General features: G+C 62.0%; 13 protein-coding genes. 6 read left to right on the top strand and 7 right to left on the bottom strand.

The features are described from left to right. Positions 1-162 precede the first annotated feature (162 nt). Positions 163-1,554 carry an FAD-dependent oxidoreductase gene (locus tag AC1RBR_RS10255; RefSeq protein ID WP_492564172.1) on the bottom strand — a complete coding sequence of 464 codons (1,392 nt, stop codon included), beginning with the start codon at positions 1,552-1,554 and terminating at the stop codon, positions 163-165. Positions 1,555-1,625: 71 nt separating this feature from the next. Beyond that, complete coding sequence (locus AC1RBR_RS10250) at positions 1,626-2,951, bottom strand: MFS transporter (RefSeq protein WP_492564170.1); 1,326 nt, start codon at positions 2,949-2,951, stop codon at positions 1,626-1,628. Positions 2,952-3,221: 270 nt separating this feature from the next. Here AC1RBR_RS10250 and AC1RBR_RS10245 point away from each other — a divergent pair, with 270 nt between their 5' ends. Next, positions 3,222-4,094, top strand: a complete 873-nt coding sequence (locus AC1RBR_RS10245) for a LysR family transcriptional regulator (protein ID WP_443532296.1) — start codon at positions 3,222-3,224, stop codon at positions 4,092-4,094. A gap of 122 nt (positions 4,095-4,216) precedes the next feature. Here AC1RBR_RS10245 and AC1RBR_RS10240 read toward each other — a convergent pair whose 3' ends face one another. Continuing rightward, positions 4,217-5,077 (bottom strand): LysR substrate-binding domain-containing protein, encoded by an 861-nt coding sequence (locus AC1RBR_RS10240; protein ID WP_253150701.1) that lies wholly within the window; start codon positions 5,075-5,077, stop codon positions 4,217-4,219. Positions 5,078-5,190: 113 nt separating this feature from the next. Between AC1RBR_RS10240 and AC1RBR_RS10235 the strand changes: the two genes are divergently transcribed. The 3 genes from AC1RBR_RS10235 to AC1RBR_RS10225 all read left to right on the top strand — a co-directional run bounded on the left by AC1RBR_RS10235 (position 5,191) and on the right by AC1RBR_RS10225 (position 8,015). Continuing rightward, positions 5,191-6,300, top strand: a complete 1,110-nt coding sequence (locus tag AC1RBR_RS10235; RefSeq protein WP_492564167.1) for a 2-aminoethylphosphonate--pyruvate transaminase — start codon at positions 5,191-5,193, stop codon at positions 6,298-6,300. A 146-nt stretch (positions 6,301-6,446) separates the two neighbouring features. Beyond that, on the top strand, positions 6,447-7,274 hold the full coding sequence (gene phnX / locus AC1RBR_RS10230) for a phosphonoacetaldehyde hydrolase (protein WP_097088199.1): 828 nt from the start codon (positions 6,447-6,449) through the stop codon (positions 7,272-7,274). Between the two features lie 192 nt (positions 7,275-7,466). After that, positions 7,467-8,015 (top strand): cytochrome b, encoded by a 549-nt coding sequence (locus tag AC1RBR_RS10225; RefSeq protein WP_492564165.1) that lies wholly within the window; start codon positions 7,467-7,469, stop codon positions 8,013-8,015. Between the two features lie 161 nt (positions 8,016-8,176). On the opposite strand, the gene AC1RBR_RS10220 is transcribed toward AC1RBR_RS10225, so the two are convergent. Further along, complete coding sequence (locus AC1RBR_RS10220) at positions 8,177-9,103, bottom strand: 1-aminocyclopropane-1-carboxylate deaminase/D-cysteine desulfhydrase (RefSeq protein WP_492564164.1); 927 nt, start codon at positions 9,101-9,103, stop codon at positions 8,177-8,179. 210 nt (positions 9,104-9,313) lie between these two features. Beyond that, positions 9,314-11,353, bottom strand: a complete 2,040-nt coding sequence (locus AC1RBR_RS10215) for an oxidoreductase (RefSeq protein ID WP_492564162.1) — start codon at positions 11,351-11,353, stop codon at positions 9,314-9,316. A gap of 206 nt (positions 11,354-11,559) precedes the next feature. On the opposite strand from AC1RBR_RS10215, the gene AC1RBR_RS10210 reads away from it, so the two are divergent. Together AC1RBR_RS10210 and AC1RBR_RS10205 are read left to right on the top strand one after the other, a co-directional pair. Then, entirely contained in the window at positions 11,560-12,690 is a 1,131-nt protein-coding gene (locus AC1RBR_RS10210; protein ID WP_492564160.1) for a nitrilase-related carbon-nitrogen hydrolase, read from the top strand. 3 nt (positions 12,691-12,693) lie between these two features. After that, the gene (locus AC1RBR_RS10205) at positions 12,694-13,734 is read left to right on the top strand and encodes an AraC family transcriptional regulator (RefSeq protein WP_492564158.1); all 1,041 of its coding nucleotides are present in this window, start codon (positions 12,694-12,696) and stop codon (positions 13,732-13,734) included. A 4-nt stretch (positions 13,735-13,738) separates the two neighbouring features. Here the strand turns inward: AC1RBR_RS10205 and AC1RBR_RS10200 are convergent, their stop codons facing one another. After that, positions 13,739-13,867, bottom strand: coding sequence for a hypothetical protein (locus AC1RBR_RS10200; RefSeq protein ID WP_492564156.1), 129 nt, complete (start codon positions 13,865-13,867; stop codon positions 13,739-13,741). Positions 13,868-14,120: 253 nt separating this feature from the next. Continuing rightward, entirely contained in the window at positions 14,121-15,017 is an 897-nt protein-coding gene (locus tag AC1RBR_RS10195) for a DUF2242 domain-containing protein (RefSeq protein WP_492564154.1), read from the bottom strand. Positions 15,018-15,023 lie beyond the last annotated feature (6 nt).

The following is a 15,023-nucleotide window of genomic DNA, read 5'->3' as shown; positions in this document are numbered from 1 at the left end:
CCAAGCCTAAGCGAGGGCCGTACGCCGGGGCCAAGCCTTTTGCTTACTTTTCGGCGTCTGGAAAAGTGAGTCGCTGTAAGAGCGAAACCATAAGAAGCCGTTACCGCAGAAACGGATATGTACTCGGTAACCCAAAAGAACGCAGCGCTCGCCAGCCCCCAATCACCCCTTGTCAGCCTTCCCCGCCGCCGCCGCAAACTTCGCCAACCGCACATCCAGATGCCGCGGCCGCCGCCCATGATCCTCAGCCCGCTCCTTGCGTCGAATCGCATTACGCACCATCAACGATCCCAGATACCGAATCGGCTCCGGCGGAAAATACCCCAGCGGCCCGTTCGCCAACGGCGAACGGGTCCAGGGGTTATCGAGCCCTTGCACCAACGAGGCGAGAATCTGCCCGCCCATGTGACACGGCCCGACGCCACTGCCGGAATAACCAAAACCATAAAACACATTGCCACTGGCACTCATCTGCCCAAAAAACGGCAACCCGGTCACCGAACGATCCGAGGGCCCATTCCAAGTCGCATCCACCTTGACCTCGGCAAACGCCGGAAAAAACTCCCCAAGGCTGCGCTTGAGCAAATCCGCATAAGGCGATGGCTGATCAAACACCGGCAACATCCGCCCACCAAACGCAAACGTGTTGCCCCCCTTGCCCAGCATGATCCGGCCGTCCGGCGTGTTGTGGTAGTAGTGCACGAAAATCCGCGAATCGAGCACCGTGACGCCGCTGGTCAAACCGATTTTCTGCAGCAGATCCGGGCGCGGCTCGGTGATCAGCATGTCGCTGGAAACGATCGCCACGCTGCGCTCGAACTGCGGAAAAGCGCGGGCCATCCACGCGTTCATCGCCAGCACCACGCGGTCGGCAATCACACTGCCGCCAGCGGTGTGAATGCGCGCCGGACGGCCCTCCTCCAGGCCGGTCATCGCAGTGTTCTCGTGAATCTTCACGCCTAGCTGCAACGCCACCCGACGCAGCCCGCGCACCAGTTTGCCCGGTTGCACACTGGCCGCCGCCGGCGAAAACCAGCCCTCCAGATGCTTACGGGATCCGGCCATGCGCTGCACATCAGCCACGGGACGCTGGGTGAACGAGTTGATGCCATTGCGCTCCAGTGCTGCGATCACGGCGTCGGTCGAACCGACCTGCGCCTGGTTGGTAGCGGTGTACAGCGTGCCGTCGAGGCGGTAATCGGCATCAACACCGTACTGTTCGCAGAACGCGCCAATGGCGTGGATGCTGCGCTCGGATTCCTTGACCAGGCGCACCGCCTCCTCGACACCGAACAGTCGCTCGAGGGTGAAATACTTGGCCGACCACGACAACGCGCAACCACCGTTGCGCCCACTGGCGCCGGCGCCGCAGATGTCGGCTTCGATCAGCAGCACATCGAGTTCCGGGTTCTGCTGCTTGAGCATGATCGCCGTCCACAACCCGGTATAGCCGCCGCCGACGATGCACACGTCGCTGCGCACTTCGCCTTGCAGCGGCGGGCACGTCGGGGATGGGTCGGCCTGCAAGGCCTGTTCGAGCCAAAACGGTCGCATGGGATTCTCCAGTCAGATGGCCACGGCACAGCCCGCCGCGAGCGCCGCAGCAGGCCACCAGGCAAGGGTTTTCAGTTACGAAGGGGTTTGATGGTCAGCGGGCAATTGGGAATGGCCGCGCGCGGTTCCATCACTCCGACCGGGCGGCTGTTCCAGTGCGGAATCAGCACCAGCGCCGAGAACAACGCGCAGCCAGCGAAGACGATGAACACCGTCACCGAATCGAAGTAACCCGGCAGCAATCCGCCGAGCACCGCGCCGACCGAGCCGCAACCGTTGACGAAGCCGGCAGCGGTAGCGCCAGCCTTGGCTTTGCCAAAGTCGATGGCCGCCGCGCCGCTGATCATCGAATCCGGGCCGTACAGGGTCAGGCCCATGACAAACAGCAGCGCCACCACCAGCAACACACTGCCGGTTTGCAAGGCGCCCATGAACAGCGCCAGGGTCACGGTCAGCGCCAGCAGACTCAACACACAGGCAGGCATGCGCCGGGCACCGAACAGTTTGTCCGAGGCCAGACCGATCAGGATCGGCCCGAGCAACCCGGCCAGTTCGAACGAGGTGGGAATGATCGCCGCGCCGACCTTGCCGACACTTGGCATCTGCTCAAAGACGATCACCGGGCCCCACAACAGAATCGCGTAACGCGCCGGTTTCAACATGAAGTACGCCAGCCCCAGCACCAGCACCGTGCGGTTGCGCAGGATTTCCTTCAACGGCTCCCAGATGCTGAGTTTGCTGTTGGCTTCGATCTCTTCAGCGCTCAGTTCCGGCTCCGGCTCTACCGCTGGCAGGCCGACATCTTCGGGTTTGTTGCGCTGAAAAATGAAGAACAACACCGCCACCACCGCGACCACCGCCGCACTGGAAATAAACGCCGCATGCCATGTGCCCATCAGCGTATACGCCCACCAGCCAGCGAACGGTGACGCCACCAGACCGCCAAACGCATAGCAGGAACTCCACAACCCAAGCACTCGCCCACGTTGTACGGAAGGGAAAAAACTGCCGAGGTTTTTGCACAAGCCCGACCAGCCGGTGGACTGCGCCAGCCCTTGAATCAGCATGCAGGTGGCGAAGATCGGCAAGGTGGCAAAACTGCCCATCACCAATGCCGCGCCAGCGGAAATCAGCAGCCCGCCAAGCACCACGACCCTCGGGCCAAAGCGGTCGGCGAGCATGCCCCAGGTGAATTGGCCGATGGCGTAGGCCGCCAGATAGATCGCATCGAGGTTGGCCATGGCCATCTTGTCGAGCATGAACGTCGGGTCTTCGGCGATGCCCAGTTTGGCCACCGAAAACGCTTTGCGGGTGAAATAGAAAGCGGCGTATGCGAGCCAGGTGATAGCGAAAATCTGCATGCGCCAACGCGCAATGGTGCCGATGTGCTTGTTCATTGTGGTTCTGACCTCAGGGTGTGAGTGTGCCGGCAGAATCGTTAAGTAAACGCCTGTGTTTTTTATTGTTGAGCACTGCGCCAGCGCCCCATCCCTGATGGCGATAGCGGTCAGATGAGTCCTGTTGTTGCACGCACAGGCTCATCGCCAACGCTGCTGTCCGAGCGGACTGTCAGCGCTGGCGTGAGCGGATCAAAGCAATTACTGTTTAATAAATAAAATCGATTTATCGTATTTCACACATAAGCTCAGCTTGTTACTGGAGGCTGCATGTCGGTGTCCCACGCCCAGCTCAAAGCCTTCCACGCCGTGGCCGTCCATGGAAGCTTTACCAAAGCCGCCGAACGGCTTTTTCTCACGCAACCGGCGATTTCCGACCAGGTGCGCAAACTCGAAGAACGCTTCGGCGTGTTGCTGTTTCATCGCAACAAGCGCTCGGTGCGCCTGACCGATCTCGGTGAGCGGCTGCTGGCGATCACTCAGCGGCTGTTTGTGATCGAGGCTGAAGCCCAGGAGCTGCTGCAGGAATCCCAGGCGTTGCAGACCGGCAGCCTGATTCTCGCAGTGGACGCGCCGATTCACGTGCTGCCGCAGATCGCGCGGTTCTGCGAGCGGTATCCGGGGATCAGCGTGAAGATCGAGACCGGCAACACTGATGAATCGCTGTTTCGCCTGTTCAACTATCAGGCCGATCTGGCGCTGCTCGGGCGTGATGTCAGTGATGAACGTCTGCTGTGCGTGCCGCTGCGTAACGACCCGATGGTGGCGTTCGTTTCGCGCCACCACCCATGGGCCGAGCGCGAGTCGATCTGTCTGGCCGATCTCGACGATACGCCACTGGTGCTACGCGAACACGGCTCGGTGACCCGCCAGACTCTGGAAGAAGAAATGGCCCGCGCCGGGTTCCGCATTCGTCCGGCGATTCAGGTCGAGGGCCGGGAAGCGGCGCGCGAGGCGGTGGTGGTGGGGATCGGTGTGGGGGTGGTATCGGCGGCGGAGTTTGGCGCGGATTCGCGGGTGTGTGCGTTGCCGATTACCGATTGCACCCGGCGCTTGACCGAGACACTGGTGTGCTTGCGTGAGCAGAGTTCACGGCGGGTGGTGGCGACGTTTCTCGAGATGGTGCGCGAGAGCCTTGTGTAAACCGGTCTGGCCCCTTCGCGAGCAGGCTCACTCCTACAGAGGATCTATGTCGGTCAAACATTATGTGCTCCCCACAACACTTGTAGGAGTGAGCCTGCTCGCGATTGGAGCACCACGGTGTATCAGGCCGGCGCCAGGCCGAAGAACGCCTGAATCAAGCGCAACTCCCGCCGCCGCTCCATGCAGCCGATCATGTGCCGATTGACCAGCCCGTCGCCAACAATCGGAATCGCCACCACCCGCGGATCATGGCTGACCTCCACCGACGACACCACCCCCACCCCCAGCTCCGCCGCCACCGCTTCGGTCACCGCCTCACGGCTGTCCAGTTCCAGCAGCACCCGTGGATTGACCGCCGCCTGCGCACACGCCTGATCGAAGGTGCGCCGGGTAATCGAACTCGGCTCGCGCAACACCATGATCACCTGATCCAGCTCCTTGAGCTTCACTTCGCCGGCACGCTGCGCCCACACATGTGCGGCGGGCACCAGCGCGCAAATCCGCGATTCGCTCAACGCTTGCAAATGCAGGCCTTTGCGCGGTTCGACCTCGGTCAGCACCGCCACGTCGGCATGCTCGGATAACAGCGCGGCAAGGGTTTCCTGCGCATTCCCCAGGCGCAAATTCACCGTGATCCCGGGATAGCGCGCGCGCAGGCTGGCGAGCATTGGCATGACCATGTGCGGGCCGTCCGCCGCCACCTCCAGACGCCCAGTAAGCAACTGGCGGTTGGCTTCGAGCAGGGTCTGCGCTTCCTCGGCCAGACCGAACATGGCGCGGGTGATCGCCGCCAGTTTAGTGCCCTCCTCGGTCAGCTCCACCCGGCGTGCAGTACGGCGCAACAAGGTGATCTGGTAATGCTCCTCCAGCGCCTTGATGTGTCCGGTGACCGCCGGCTGACTGATGAACAGACGCGCGGCGGCGCGGGTGAAGCTGCCTTCCCGGGCCACGGCGTCGAAGGCGCGCAGCTGGAACAGATTCATGGATAACCCTCACTGATGGCTGGCATAACAACAAACAATTTGATTGATAGACCGCCGAATTGCAACGTATGCCCCGTAGCTTCATCCCACAGCGCTTACGCGAGGACACACGAATGAGTACTGCCGCACCCATCCTGCTCACTCCCGGCCCGTTGACCACCTCGGCCCGCACCCGCCAGGCAATGATGGTCGACTGGGGGTCATGGGATGACCGCTTCAATCAACTGACCGCCAGCCTCTGCGAACAATTGCTGGCGATCCTCAACGGCGCCGCCACTCACCACTGCGTGCCGTTACAGGGCAGCGGCACCTTCGCGGTCGAAGCCGCAATCGGTACCCTGGTGCCACGCGACGGCAAAATCCTCGTGCTGATCAACGGTGCCTATGGCAAGCGTCTGGCGAAAATCTGCGAAGTGCTCGGCCGCTCGTACAGCACCTTCGAAACCGCTGAAGACGAACCGACCACCGCCGCTGACGTCGACCGTTTGCTGCACGCCGATGGCGACATCACCCACGTCGCGTTGATCCACTGCGAAACCAGCACCGGCATCCTCAACCCGCTGCCAGAGATCGCCGACGTTGTTGCGCAGCACGGCAAGCGCCTGATCATCGACGCCATGAGCTCGTTTGGCGCGTTGCCGGTGGATGCGCAAAAAGTCCCGTTCGATGCGCTGATCGCCGCTTCCGGCAAGTGTCTGGAAGGCGTGCCGGGGATGGGGTTTGTCTTCGCCCGCAAGGAATCGCTGGCTGCAGCGGCCGGCAACTCGCATTCGCTGGCGATGGACCTGTACGACCAGCACACCTACATGCAAAAGACCGGTCAGTGGCGTTTCACCCCGCCGACCCACGTGGTCGCCGCGCTGCACGAAGCGTTGCTGCAATACAACGAAGAAGGTGGCCTGCCCGCCCGTCATGCGCGCTACGCCGCCAACTGTCAGGCGCTGATGGAAGAGATGGGCAAGCTCGGGCTGCGCAGCTTCCTGCCGGCAGCGATCCAGGCACCGATCATCGCCACCTTCCATGCCCCGCAAGACCCGCGTTACCAGTTCAAGAACTTCTACGAACGGGTCAAGGCCAAGGGCTACATCCTCTACCCCGGCAAACTGACCCAGGTCGAAACCTTCCGCGTCGGCTGCATCGGCCACGTCAATCCGGACGAAATGCGCCAGGCCGTGGCGGCAGTGGGTGAAGTGCTGCGCGAGATGGAAGTGCTAGAGATCTGAACAACACCCTAATCCCCCCTGTGGGAGCGGGCTTGCTCGCGAAGGCGGAGTGTCAGCCGCCATCAATGTTGAATGTGCCGCCGCATTCGCGAGCAAGCCCGCTCCCACAGTTTTGAACCGTATTGCCAACTCAGGAATTGACTGCCATGAACTATACCAACCCAAACAAACTGCAAGCCGCCATCCTCGACTGGGCCGGCACCGTGGTCGATTTCGGCTCGTTCGCACCGACGCAGATCTTCGTTGAAGCCTTCGCCGAATTCGATGTTCAGGTGTCCATCGAAGAGGCCCGTGGCCCGATGGGCATGGGCAAGTGGGATCACATTCGTACCCTGTGCGATCAACCACAAGTGGCCGAGCGTTATCGCAAAGCCTTCGGCCGCACCCCGACCGACGATGACGTGACCGCGATCTACAACCGCTTCATGCCGCTGCAGATCGAGAAGATCGCCGAGCACTCGGCGCTGATTCCCGGCGCACTGGAAACCATCGCCAACCTGCGCCAGCAAGGGATCAAGATCGGTTCCTGCTCCGGCTACCCGAAACAGGTGATGGACAAGGTCGTGGCGCTGGCCGCTACCAACGGCTACGTCGCCGACCATGTAGTCGCCACCGACGAAGTGCCGAACGGTCGCCCATGGCCGGCTCAGGCCCTGGCCAACGTGATCGCCCTGGGCATCGACGACGTCGCGGCCTGCGTGAAGATCGATGACACCGTGCCGGGCATCCTCGAAGGTCGTCGCGCCGGAATGTGGACCGTGGCGCTGATCTGCTCGGGCAACGCACTGGGCCTGGACTACGCCGGTTACCGGGCGCTGGGCAGCGACGAACTGGCCAGCGAACGCAAACGCATCCACGCGCTGTTCGCCGATTCGCGTCCGCACTACATGATCGACACCATCAGCGACCTGCCGGAAGTGATTGCCGACATCAACAAGCGTCTGGCCAACGGTGAGATGCCGCAATCGAGCTGATTGCGCGTTTGGTCAAACAATAGAAAACGCCAGGGTCTTCGCGACACTGGCGTTTTTTTTGGCTAAAGCCCTGACTCAGCGCAGTGAAACTCCGATCAGCCTCAGGCAAATCCGCCAAAGCGGATTACAGTTAAAGCATGCCGTCGCACAAGAACGGCACGTGGCGACCCTGATCTGTGAGGAAAACACCGTATGCCGTGGACAAGTTCCGAATCCCGCTACAGCACCGTGTCCGTGCTGCTGCACTGGCTGATGCTGGTCCTGTTGGTGCTGGTGTATGCCAGCATGGAATTGCGCGGGATTTTTCCCAAAGGCAGTGGCGGTCGCACGCTGATCCGCGAAGTGCATTACATGCTAGGCCTGACCGTGTTCGTGCTGGTGTGGTTTCGTCTGGTAGCACGCAGCATCGGCCCGGCACCGAAAATCTTCCCGGCCTCGCCGCAGTGGCAAACTCTGCTGGCGCGGGTGATGCACTGGCTGTTGTACCTGTTCATGATCAGCATGCCGATTCTCGGCTGGCTGATCACCAGCGCCGAAGGGCACCAGGTGATGTTCTACGGTTTCGATTTGCCATTGCTGGTGAGCGAGGACAAAGCGTTCGCCAAACAAGTTGAAGGCTGGCACGTGCTGATTGCCACCGCAGGTTACTGGCTGATCGGTCTGCATGCCTTGGCGGGGCTTTATCACCATTATGTGGTGGGCGATAACACGTTGCTGCGGATGATGCCCAAGCGCGGTTGAACACCAACTCGGTGAATTTCCCCTGTGGCGAGGGAGCTTGCTCCCGCTGGGCTGCGCAGCAGACCTGAATCCTGAAAATGTGGACTGTCAGGCAAACTGTATTCGCTGAATCGACGACGGCTGCGCCGCCGAGCGGGAGCAAGCTCCCTCGCCACAGAAGTTCAACTGTAGGAAGTGAATCCGCGGCGCCCCTGAAAACCGCCGGTATGAACAAAGATCAACCGGGTGCCTGGCTCGAATCTGCCGGCCTCGATCTGCTCCTTGAGCATCAACAAAGCCTTGCCGGTATACAGCGGCTCCAACGGGACGCCGCTGCTCTGTTCAGTGTTGTCGATGAATTCGAGCAACACCGGATCGATTTCTGCGAAACCACCCCGACTCGCGTCGAACAACGCGTAATTTGTCATTGCCATTTCCGCCTCCCGAACGATCGCCTCCACCTGCGCCGCCACGCCATGATCCTCCGGCACCGCCAGCGCGCCGTACACCGCACGCTCTCCCGCCTCGGCGAGTACCAGCCCTGCCAGAGTCGTCCCGGTGCCGCACGCCAGCCACCAGCCGTGGTAATCGCTCCAGCCTAGCGAGCTCAGTCGCGAACCCACCTGCTCCTTGAGCGCTTTGCAGCCCAGCGCACCGGCCAATCCGCCGCCACCCTCCGGCACTGCGTGCAGATTCGGGTACTGCGCCTGCCACGGCTCCCAGAAGCCGGGCTCATGCCGCGCCCGATAGCCGCCGTAACCGAGCCAGTGCAGTTGCATGCCGAACGCCCGCAAATCCGCAACCGTCGGCGTCTGCTGCGGATGGCCGCGCAACAGGCCGACGGTTTCGAAACCCAGACGCTTGCCAGCCGCAGCCAGCGCATGCAGATGATTGGAATGCGCGCCACCCAGGCTGATGATGCCCTGCGCGCCGGCGTGGTTGGCGGCCTTGAGATGCTCGACGAGCTTGAACCATTTGTTGCCGCTGATCAGCGGGTCGATCCGGTCCAGACGCAGGATCGCGACCTCGATTCCGGCGTTGGTGAGCCAGTCGAGTTGAAGCAATTCGAGGGGGGCTTGGGGTAGCCAGTTGGCGGGAGGAACAAGCATGGGCGACTGATCATTCGAGGCAGAGCCGGCATTCTAGTCGCTCACAGGACGCCATCGCGAGCAGGCTCACTCCTACAGGATCCGTGCGAACGCCATACATCTACTGTGGGAGCGGGCTTGCTCGCGAAAGCGTCGTGTCAGCCGACCTATGCGTTGACTGACACTCCGCCTTCGCGAGCAAGCCCGCTCCCACAGGGGGGGTCGTGGTGGTTAAAGTTCAGCGGCGAGACGCGAACCCTGATTGATCGCGCGCTTTGCATCCAGCTCGGCCGCCACATCGGCGCCGCCGATCAGGTGCACGTTCTGCCCCGCTGCGACCAGACCATCCTGCAGATCCCGCAGTGGATCCTGGCCGGCGCAGATGACGATGTTGTCCACCGCCAGCACTTGCGGCTCGCCGGTTTCGCCGATGCGGATGTGCAGGCCTTCGTCGTCGATCTTCAGGTATTCGACGCTATTGAGCATCTGCACCTGCTTGTTCTTCAGACCGGTGCGGTGAATCCAGCCAGTGGTCTTGCCCAGACCATCACCGACTTTGGTTTTCTTGCGCTGCAACAGGAACACTTCGCGAGCCGGAGCGTGCGGCGCGGCTTTGATCCCGGCTACGCCACCACGGGCTTCCAGATGGGTGTCAATGCCCCACTCCTTCCAGAACGCGGCGCGATCCAGACTGGTGGCCACGCCTTGGTGAACAAGGAACTCGGAGACGTCGAAACCGATACCGCCCGCGCCAATCACGGCAACGCGTTTGCCCACCGGTTTGCGCTCTAGGATCACGTCCAGATAGCTCAGCACCTTGGCGTTGTCCACGCCCGGAATCGCCGGCACACGCGGTGCGATGCCGGTGGCAAGGATGATTTCGTCGTAACCGCCCTCGACCAGCTTCGCCACGTCCACGCGAGTATTCAGGCACACCTCGACATTCGTGGTCTGCAGCTTGCGCTTGAAGTAGCGCAGGGTTTCGAAGAATTCTTCCTTGCCCGGCACGCGCTTGGCGATGTTGAACTGGCCGCCAATCTCGCTGGCCGAATCGAACAACGTCACCTGATGGCCGCGCTCGGCGGCCACGGTCGCGGCGGACAGACCGGCAGGCCCGGCACCGACCACGGCAATCTTCTTGATCTGCTGCACCGGCAAATAATTGAGCTCGGTTTCATGGCAGGCACGCGGGTTGACCAGGCAACTGGTGAGCTTGCCGCCGAAGGTGTGATCGAGGCACGCCTGATTGCAACCGATGCAGGTGTTGATTTCGTCGGCGCGGCCTTCGGCGGCCTTGTTGACGAAGTCCGGATCGGCAAGGAACGGCCGCGCCATCGAGACCATGTCGGCATCGCCTTCGGCGAGAATCTGCTCGGCGATCTCCGGGGTGTTGATGCGGTTGGTGGTGATCAGCGGGATGCTCACCGAACCACGCAGCTTGGCGGTGACCTTGCTGAACGCCGCACGCGGCACCTTGGTGGCGATGGTCGGGATCCGCGCTTCGTGCCAGCCAATGCCGGTGTTGATGATGGTCGCGCCAGCCTGCTCGATGGCTTTGGCCAGGGTCACAATCTCTTCCCAACTGCTGCCGCCCTCGACCAGATCGAGCATCGACAGACGGAAAATGATGATGAAGTTCGGGCCGACCGCTTCGCGTACGCGGCGAACGATTTCCACCGGCAGGCGCATGCGGTTTTCGTAGCTGCCGCCCCAGCGGTCGGTGCGGTGGTTGGTGTGCGCGGCAAGGAACTGGTTAATGAAATAACCTTCCGAGCCCATGATCTCCACACCGTCGTACTCGGCGCTCTGTGCCAGCACCGAGCAGGTGACGAAATCGCGGATCTGTTTCTCGATGCCGTCCTCGTCCAGCTCTTTGGGCTTGAACGGGTTGATCGGTGCCTGAATAGCGCTTGGCGCCACCTGTTTCGGGCTGTAGGCATAACGCCCGGCGTGGAGGATCTGCATGCAGATCTTGCCGCCCGCCTCGTGCACTGCGCGAGTGACGATGCGGTGTTTGAGCGCTTCTTCCTCGGTGGTCAGCTTGGCTGCACCGGAGTACACGCCGCCCTCGTCGTTCGGGCCGATACCGCCGGTGACCATCAGGCCGACGCCGCCACGGGCACGCTCGGCGAAGTACGCGGCCATGCGTTCGAAGCCGCCCGGTTTCTCTTCAAGGCCAGTGTGCATCGAGCCCATCAGGGTGCGGTTGCGCAGCGTGGTGAATCCCAGGTCCAGCGGGGCCAACAGGTGCGGGTAGTGAGCGGCGGTCATCGGTAACTCCACAACGAGCAATCACGGAAATTGCGGGAGCTCTGCGTCCCCCGTCAGTCATGTTCGACAGACTAAGAGTCGCACTGCTGTCACTCAATGACCGAAACTGACAACTTATTGATCCAAATGCGCAGCGCCCCTTGGCAAGCGCAGGCATGCGCCCTACCCTAGTCGCCACACCCTGTACCCGGTTGTTGTTGGTTTTCATGCGCAAACTTCTGTATCTGTTTTTCTCCATGGCTATCGTTGCCGCCCTGACCACCTACGCCATGTGGGCGGCGGACCGGCCGGCGGGGCATTATCTGTCGGACCTGCGGATCAAACTGGCGGTCGATCAGGGCACCCCATCCGACCGTGGCAATTTGCTGGGCATCCAGCCGGAACTGTTTCCCACCGACTACCAAAGCCCGGAACGCCTGCATCGCAAGCTCGCGGCCTATTTACAGCAAGCGCAGGATCAGGGGTTGCTGAACGAAAAAACCGTGGTGGTGCTGCCCGAGCATGTCGGTACCTGGCTGATGATCAGCGGCGAAAAAGACGAGCTGTATCAGGCCCCTACCCTCGCCGAAGCCATGAACTGGCTGGCGGCGAGCAACCCGCTGCTGTTCGCCCGCGCCTGGCTCACCGCCAAGGGCGATAACCGCCTGAACGACGCGCACCTGCGCATGAAGTCCAAGGCCATGGCCAAGGACTACCAAGCGTTGTTCGGTGGTCTTGCCAAGGAATTCCAGGTGACGCTGGTGGCCGGCTCCATCGTCCTGCCCGAACCGAGCATTCGCGATGGCCAGCTCAAGCCCGGCAGCGGCGCGCTGTTCAACAGCAGCGTGGTGTTCGGTCGTGATGGCGTGCCGCTGGGCCAGCCCCAGCGGCAGATGCACCCGATCTTCGAACAGCGCGACATCCTCGATAGCGAAGACGCCCACGCGATCAACGTGGTCGAGACCCCGGCCGGGCGTTTGGGTGTGCTGATCGGCAGCGACAGTTGGTACCCCGACAACTATCGCCAACTCGACGAGCATGGCGCACAACTGGTAGCGGTGCCCGCCTTCGTCGTCGGTCACGACGCCTGGAATCAGCCGTGGGCCGGCTACAAGGGTTCGAGTACGCCGGGGTCGGTCAGCCTCAAGCCCGGGGAAATCAGTGAAGGTCAGGCGTGGCATCGCCTGACGCTGACCGCGCAACCGCCGAGCAGCCGTGCGATTGCCGGCATGAGTGTGTTCCTGCGCGGCCAATTCTGGGACAAGCCCGGCTCGGGGCAAAGCTTCCTCAGCAGCAACGGCCAGCAATTCGCCGACGGCGAAGCCCGTGGCGCGCGCCTGCTGAACGTCTGGTTGTAAGACATGAAGCCGCTGCCGATGCGCCTTGGGGATCTGTCGATAGGCTTCGTTCACAGCCTGGCCGATGCGGTGCGCAGCCACGGCGCTGATCCGCAATCACTGCTTGAACAATATGGTCTGGATGCCGCGCGACTGGCCGAGGCCGGCGCGCGGTTGTCGATTCCGCGCTACATGCGTCTGGGGCACAGCGCGATCCAGTTGACCGGCGATCCGGCGCTGGGCCTGCGCATGGGCCAGCTCAGCCGTTTGAGTCAGGCTGGGCTGGCCGGGATCACCGCCGCACAAGCGCCGACCGTGCGCGAGGCGGCCCGCTGCCTGATCCGCTTCGAGCCGCTGTACGGCTCCAACTATCGCGGCCAGTCGAGTTTTCATGAAGACGCCCATGGCGCGTGGCTGCGCTTCTATTCGATCAGTCCGTACAACGCCTATAACCGCTTTGTGGTGGATTCGATCATCGCCGGCTGGCTGCATCAGTTGTCCAGCGTCGGGCGCGAGCCACTGCGCGCCGAACGCATCGAGATCGAATTTGACGCGCCGGACTATCGCGACGCCTACAGCGCACTGGGCGACTGCCCGATCCAGTTCGGCGCTGAGCGCAATCAATTGCGCCTGAGCCTGAACAGCCTTGCGCTGCGCAACCCCGAGCACTGCCCGAGTACCTGGAAGCATTTGCTCGCGTTGTGTGAACGGGAACTGGAGCAATTGACCCGCACCCGCAGCCTGCGTGAACGCATTACTCAGCTGTTGGGGCCATTACTCAATGGTGGCCGGGAACCCGACCTGGAAGAAGTGGCGGCGCGCCTGAAGCTGCCAACCTGGACCTTGCGCCGCAAACTGGCGGAGGAAGGCACACAGTTTCGCGCGATCCTCAACGACACCCGCCGTGATCTGGCGATGACCTACATCCGCGACACCGAACTGGCGTTCGGCGAAATTGCCTACCTGCTGGGCTTTGCTTCAGCCGAGGCGTTTCAACGCGCCTTCAAGCGCTGGAGCGGCCAGACCCCCGGCGAGTTTCGCCGCAGTCACCGCAAAACCGCCTGACACCTTACAGCTCGGTGGCGTCTTCGGCCGGCTCTGGCTGATCCAGTTCATACGCCTGGTATTCGAGCAGTTCTTCTTGATAGTCGTCCATCGTGTCATCCCCCTGCTGCCCGCTTGAAAATAGCCCGGCCAACTGACCAGTGCCTCGAGCCTATCGTGCCCGTATGAAGGAAAAGTGACATCCAGCCTTCATGAATAAAACGTAGCAGGTGGTCAGGAATTTATCGCAGGATTTTTGTCGGGGGAATGTAACGAGATTTAAGTACACCACAAAACAAATGTGGGAGCGGGCTTGCTCGCGAAAGCGCAGTGTCAGTCGCCATGTACATGGACTGACACTCCGTATTCGCGAGCAAGCCCGCTCCCACAGGAAAACCCGGCGCGGCTTACTGCATTGCCGGAATCGGCTCGGACGGCGGCGGGATATTGGTCGGGTTGGCCGGCGGCGTGATCGTTTCGGTGGCCGGTGCAGGCTCTGCGCTCGGTGCCGGGGTAATCGGCGCTGACTCGGCCGGCGGCACTACCGGCTCGGAACCCGTTGGGGTCGGCGCAACCTGGGCCGGCGCCGGGGTCGCTGCCGGGGCTGCCGGCGTCGTGGTCTGGGCAGGCTCGACAATCCCGGCTGGCTGCGGCGCAGGCGCTGTCTCTGCTGCCGGCGCAGGTGTTGAAGACGTCGCCGGCGCTGCAGCGGCAGGCTTGGGCTCCGGCACACCGAGATCGGTTTTGGGTTTTTCTTCGATGTGCGCGGCTTTCTTCGCATCTGCCGGCAGGAACAACTCAACCAGAGTGAAGAACCGCTCGTAGAATTTCTGCGAAGTCACGGTTTCGCTGGCAACCTTGACCATCGAATCGTCCGACGAACCGATCGGCATCGATACCGAACCCAACACCCCCACCCCGAGGCTGGCGGAGTTGTTGGTCTTCTTCAGCGCGTAGCGATCCTGCAGGGCATTGGCGAACACCGTGGCATGGTGCTTGGCACTGCCATCTTCGGCACATACCACGTTGAAGCTGATTTCCAGGTGGGTTTCCCCGGTCTGCTGGAAACTCTTGTGGCCACTGACCAGTTTCGGGTCACTGCTGGTGATGATGTAGCCCTGGCTGAGCAACGCACGACGGGCCGCCTCGCAACTCGCGGTATCGGCCACCGGATAATTGCGCGAGAACGTGCCGGAATCATCGAAGTTCTCATGCTCATAGATCGGCTTGTCCTTCGAACAGCCAGCAACAGCGGTCAACAACAGCGCCAACCCAAAGACACGCATGGGAATTGAAATCAACATTGAACA

The sequence above is a fragment of the Pseudomonas sp. GW823-FHT01D03 genome, assembly GCF_058798255.1.
This window is presented reverse-complemented; position numbering and strand designations above follow the sequence as displayed.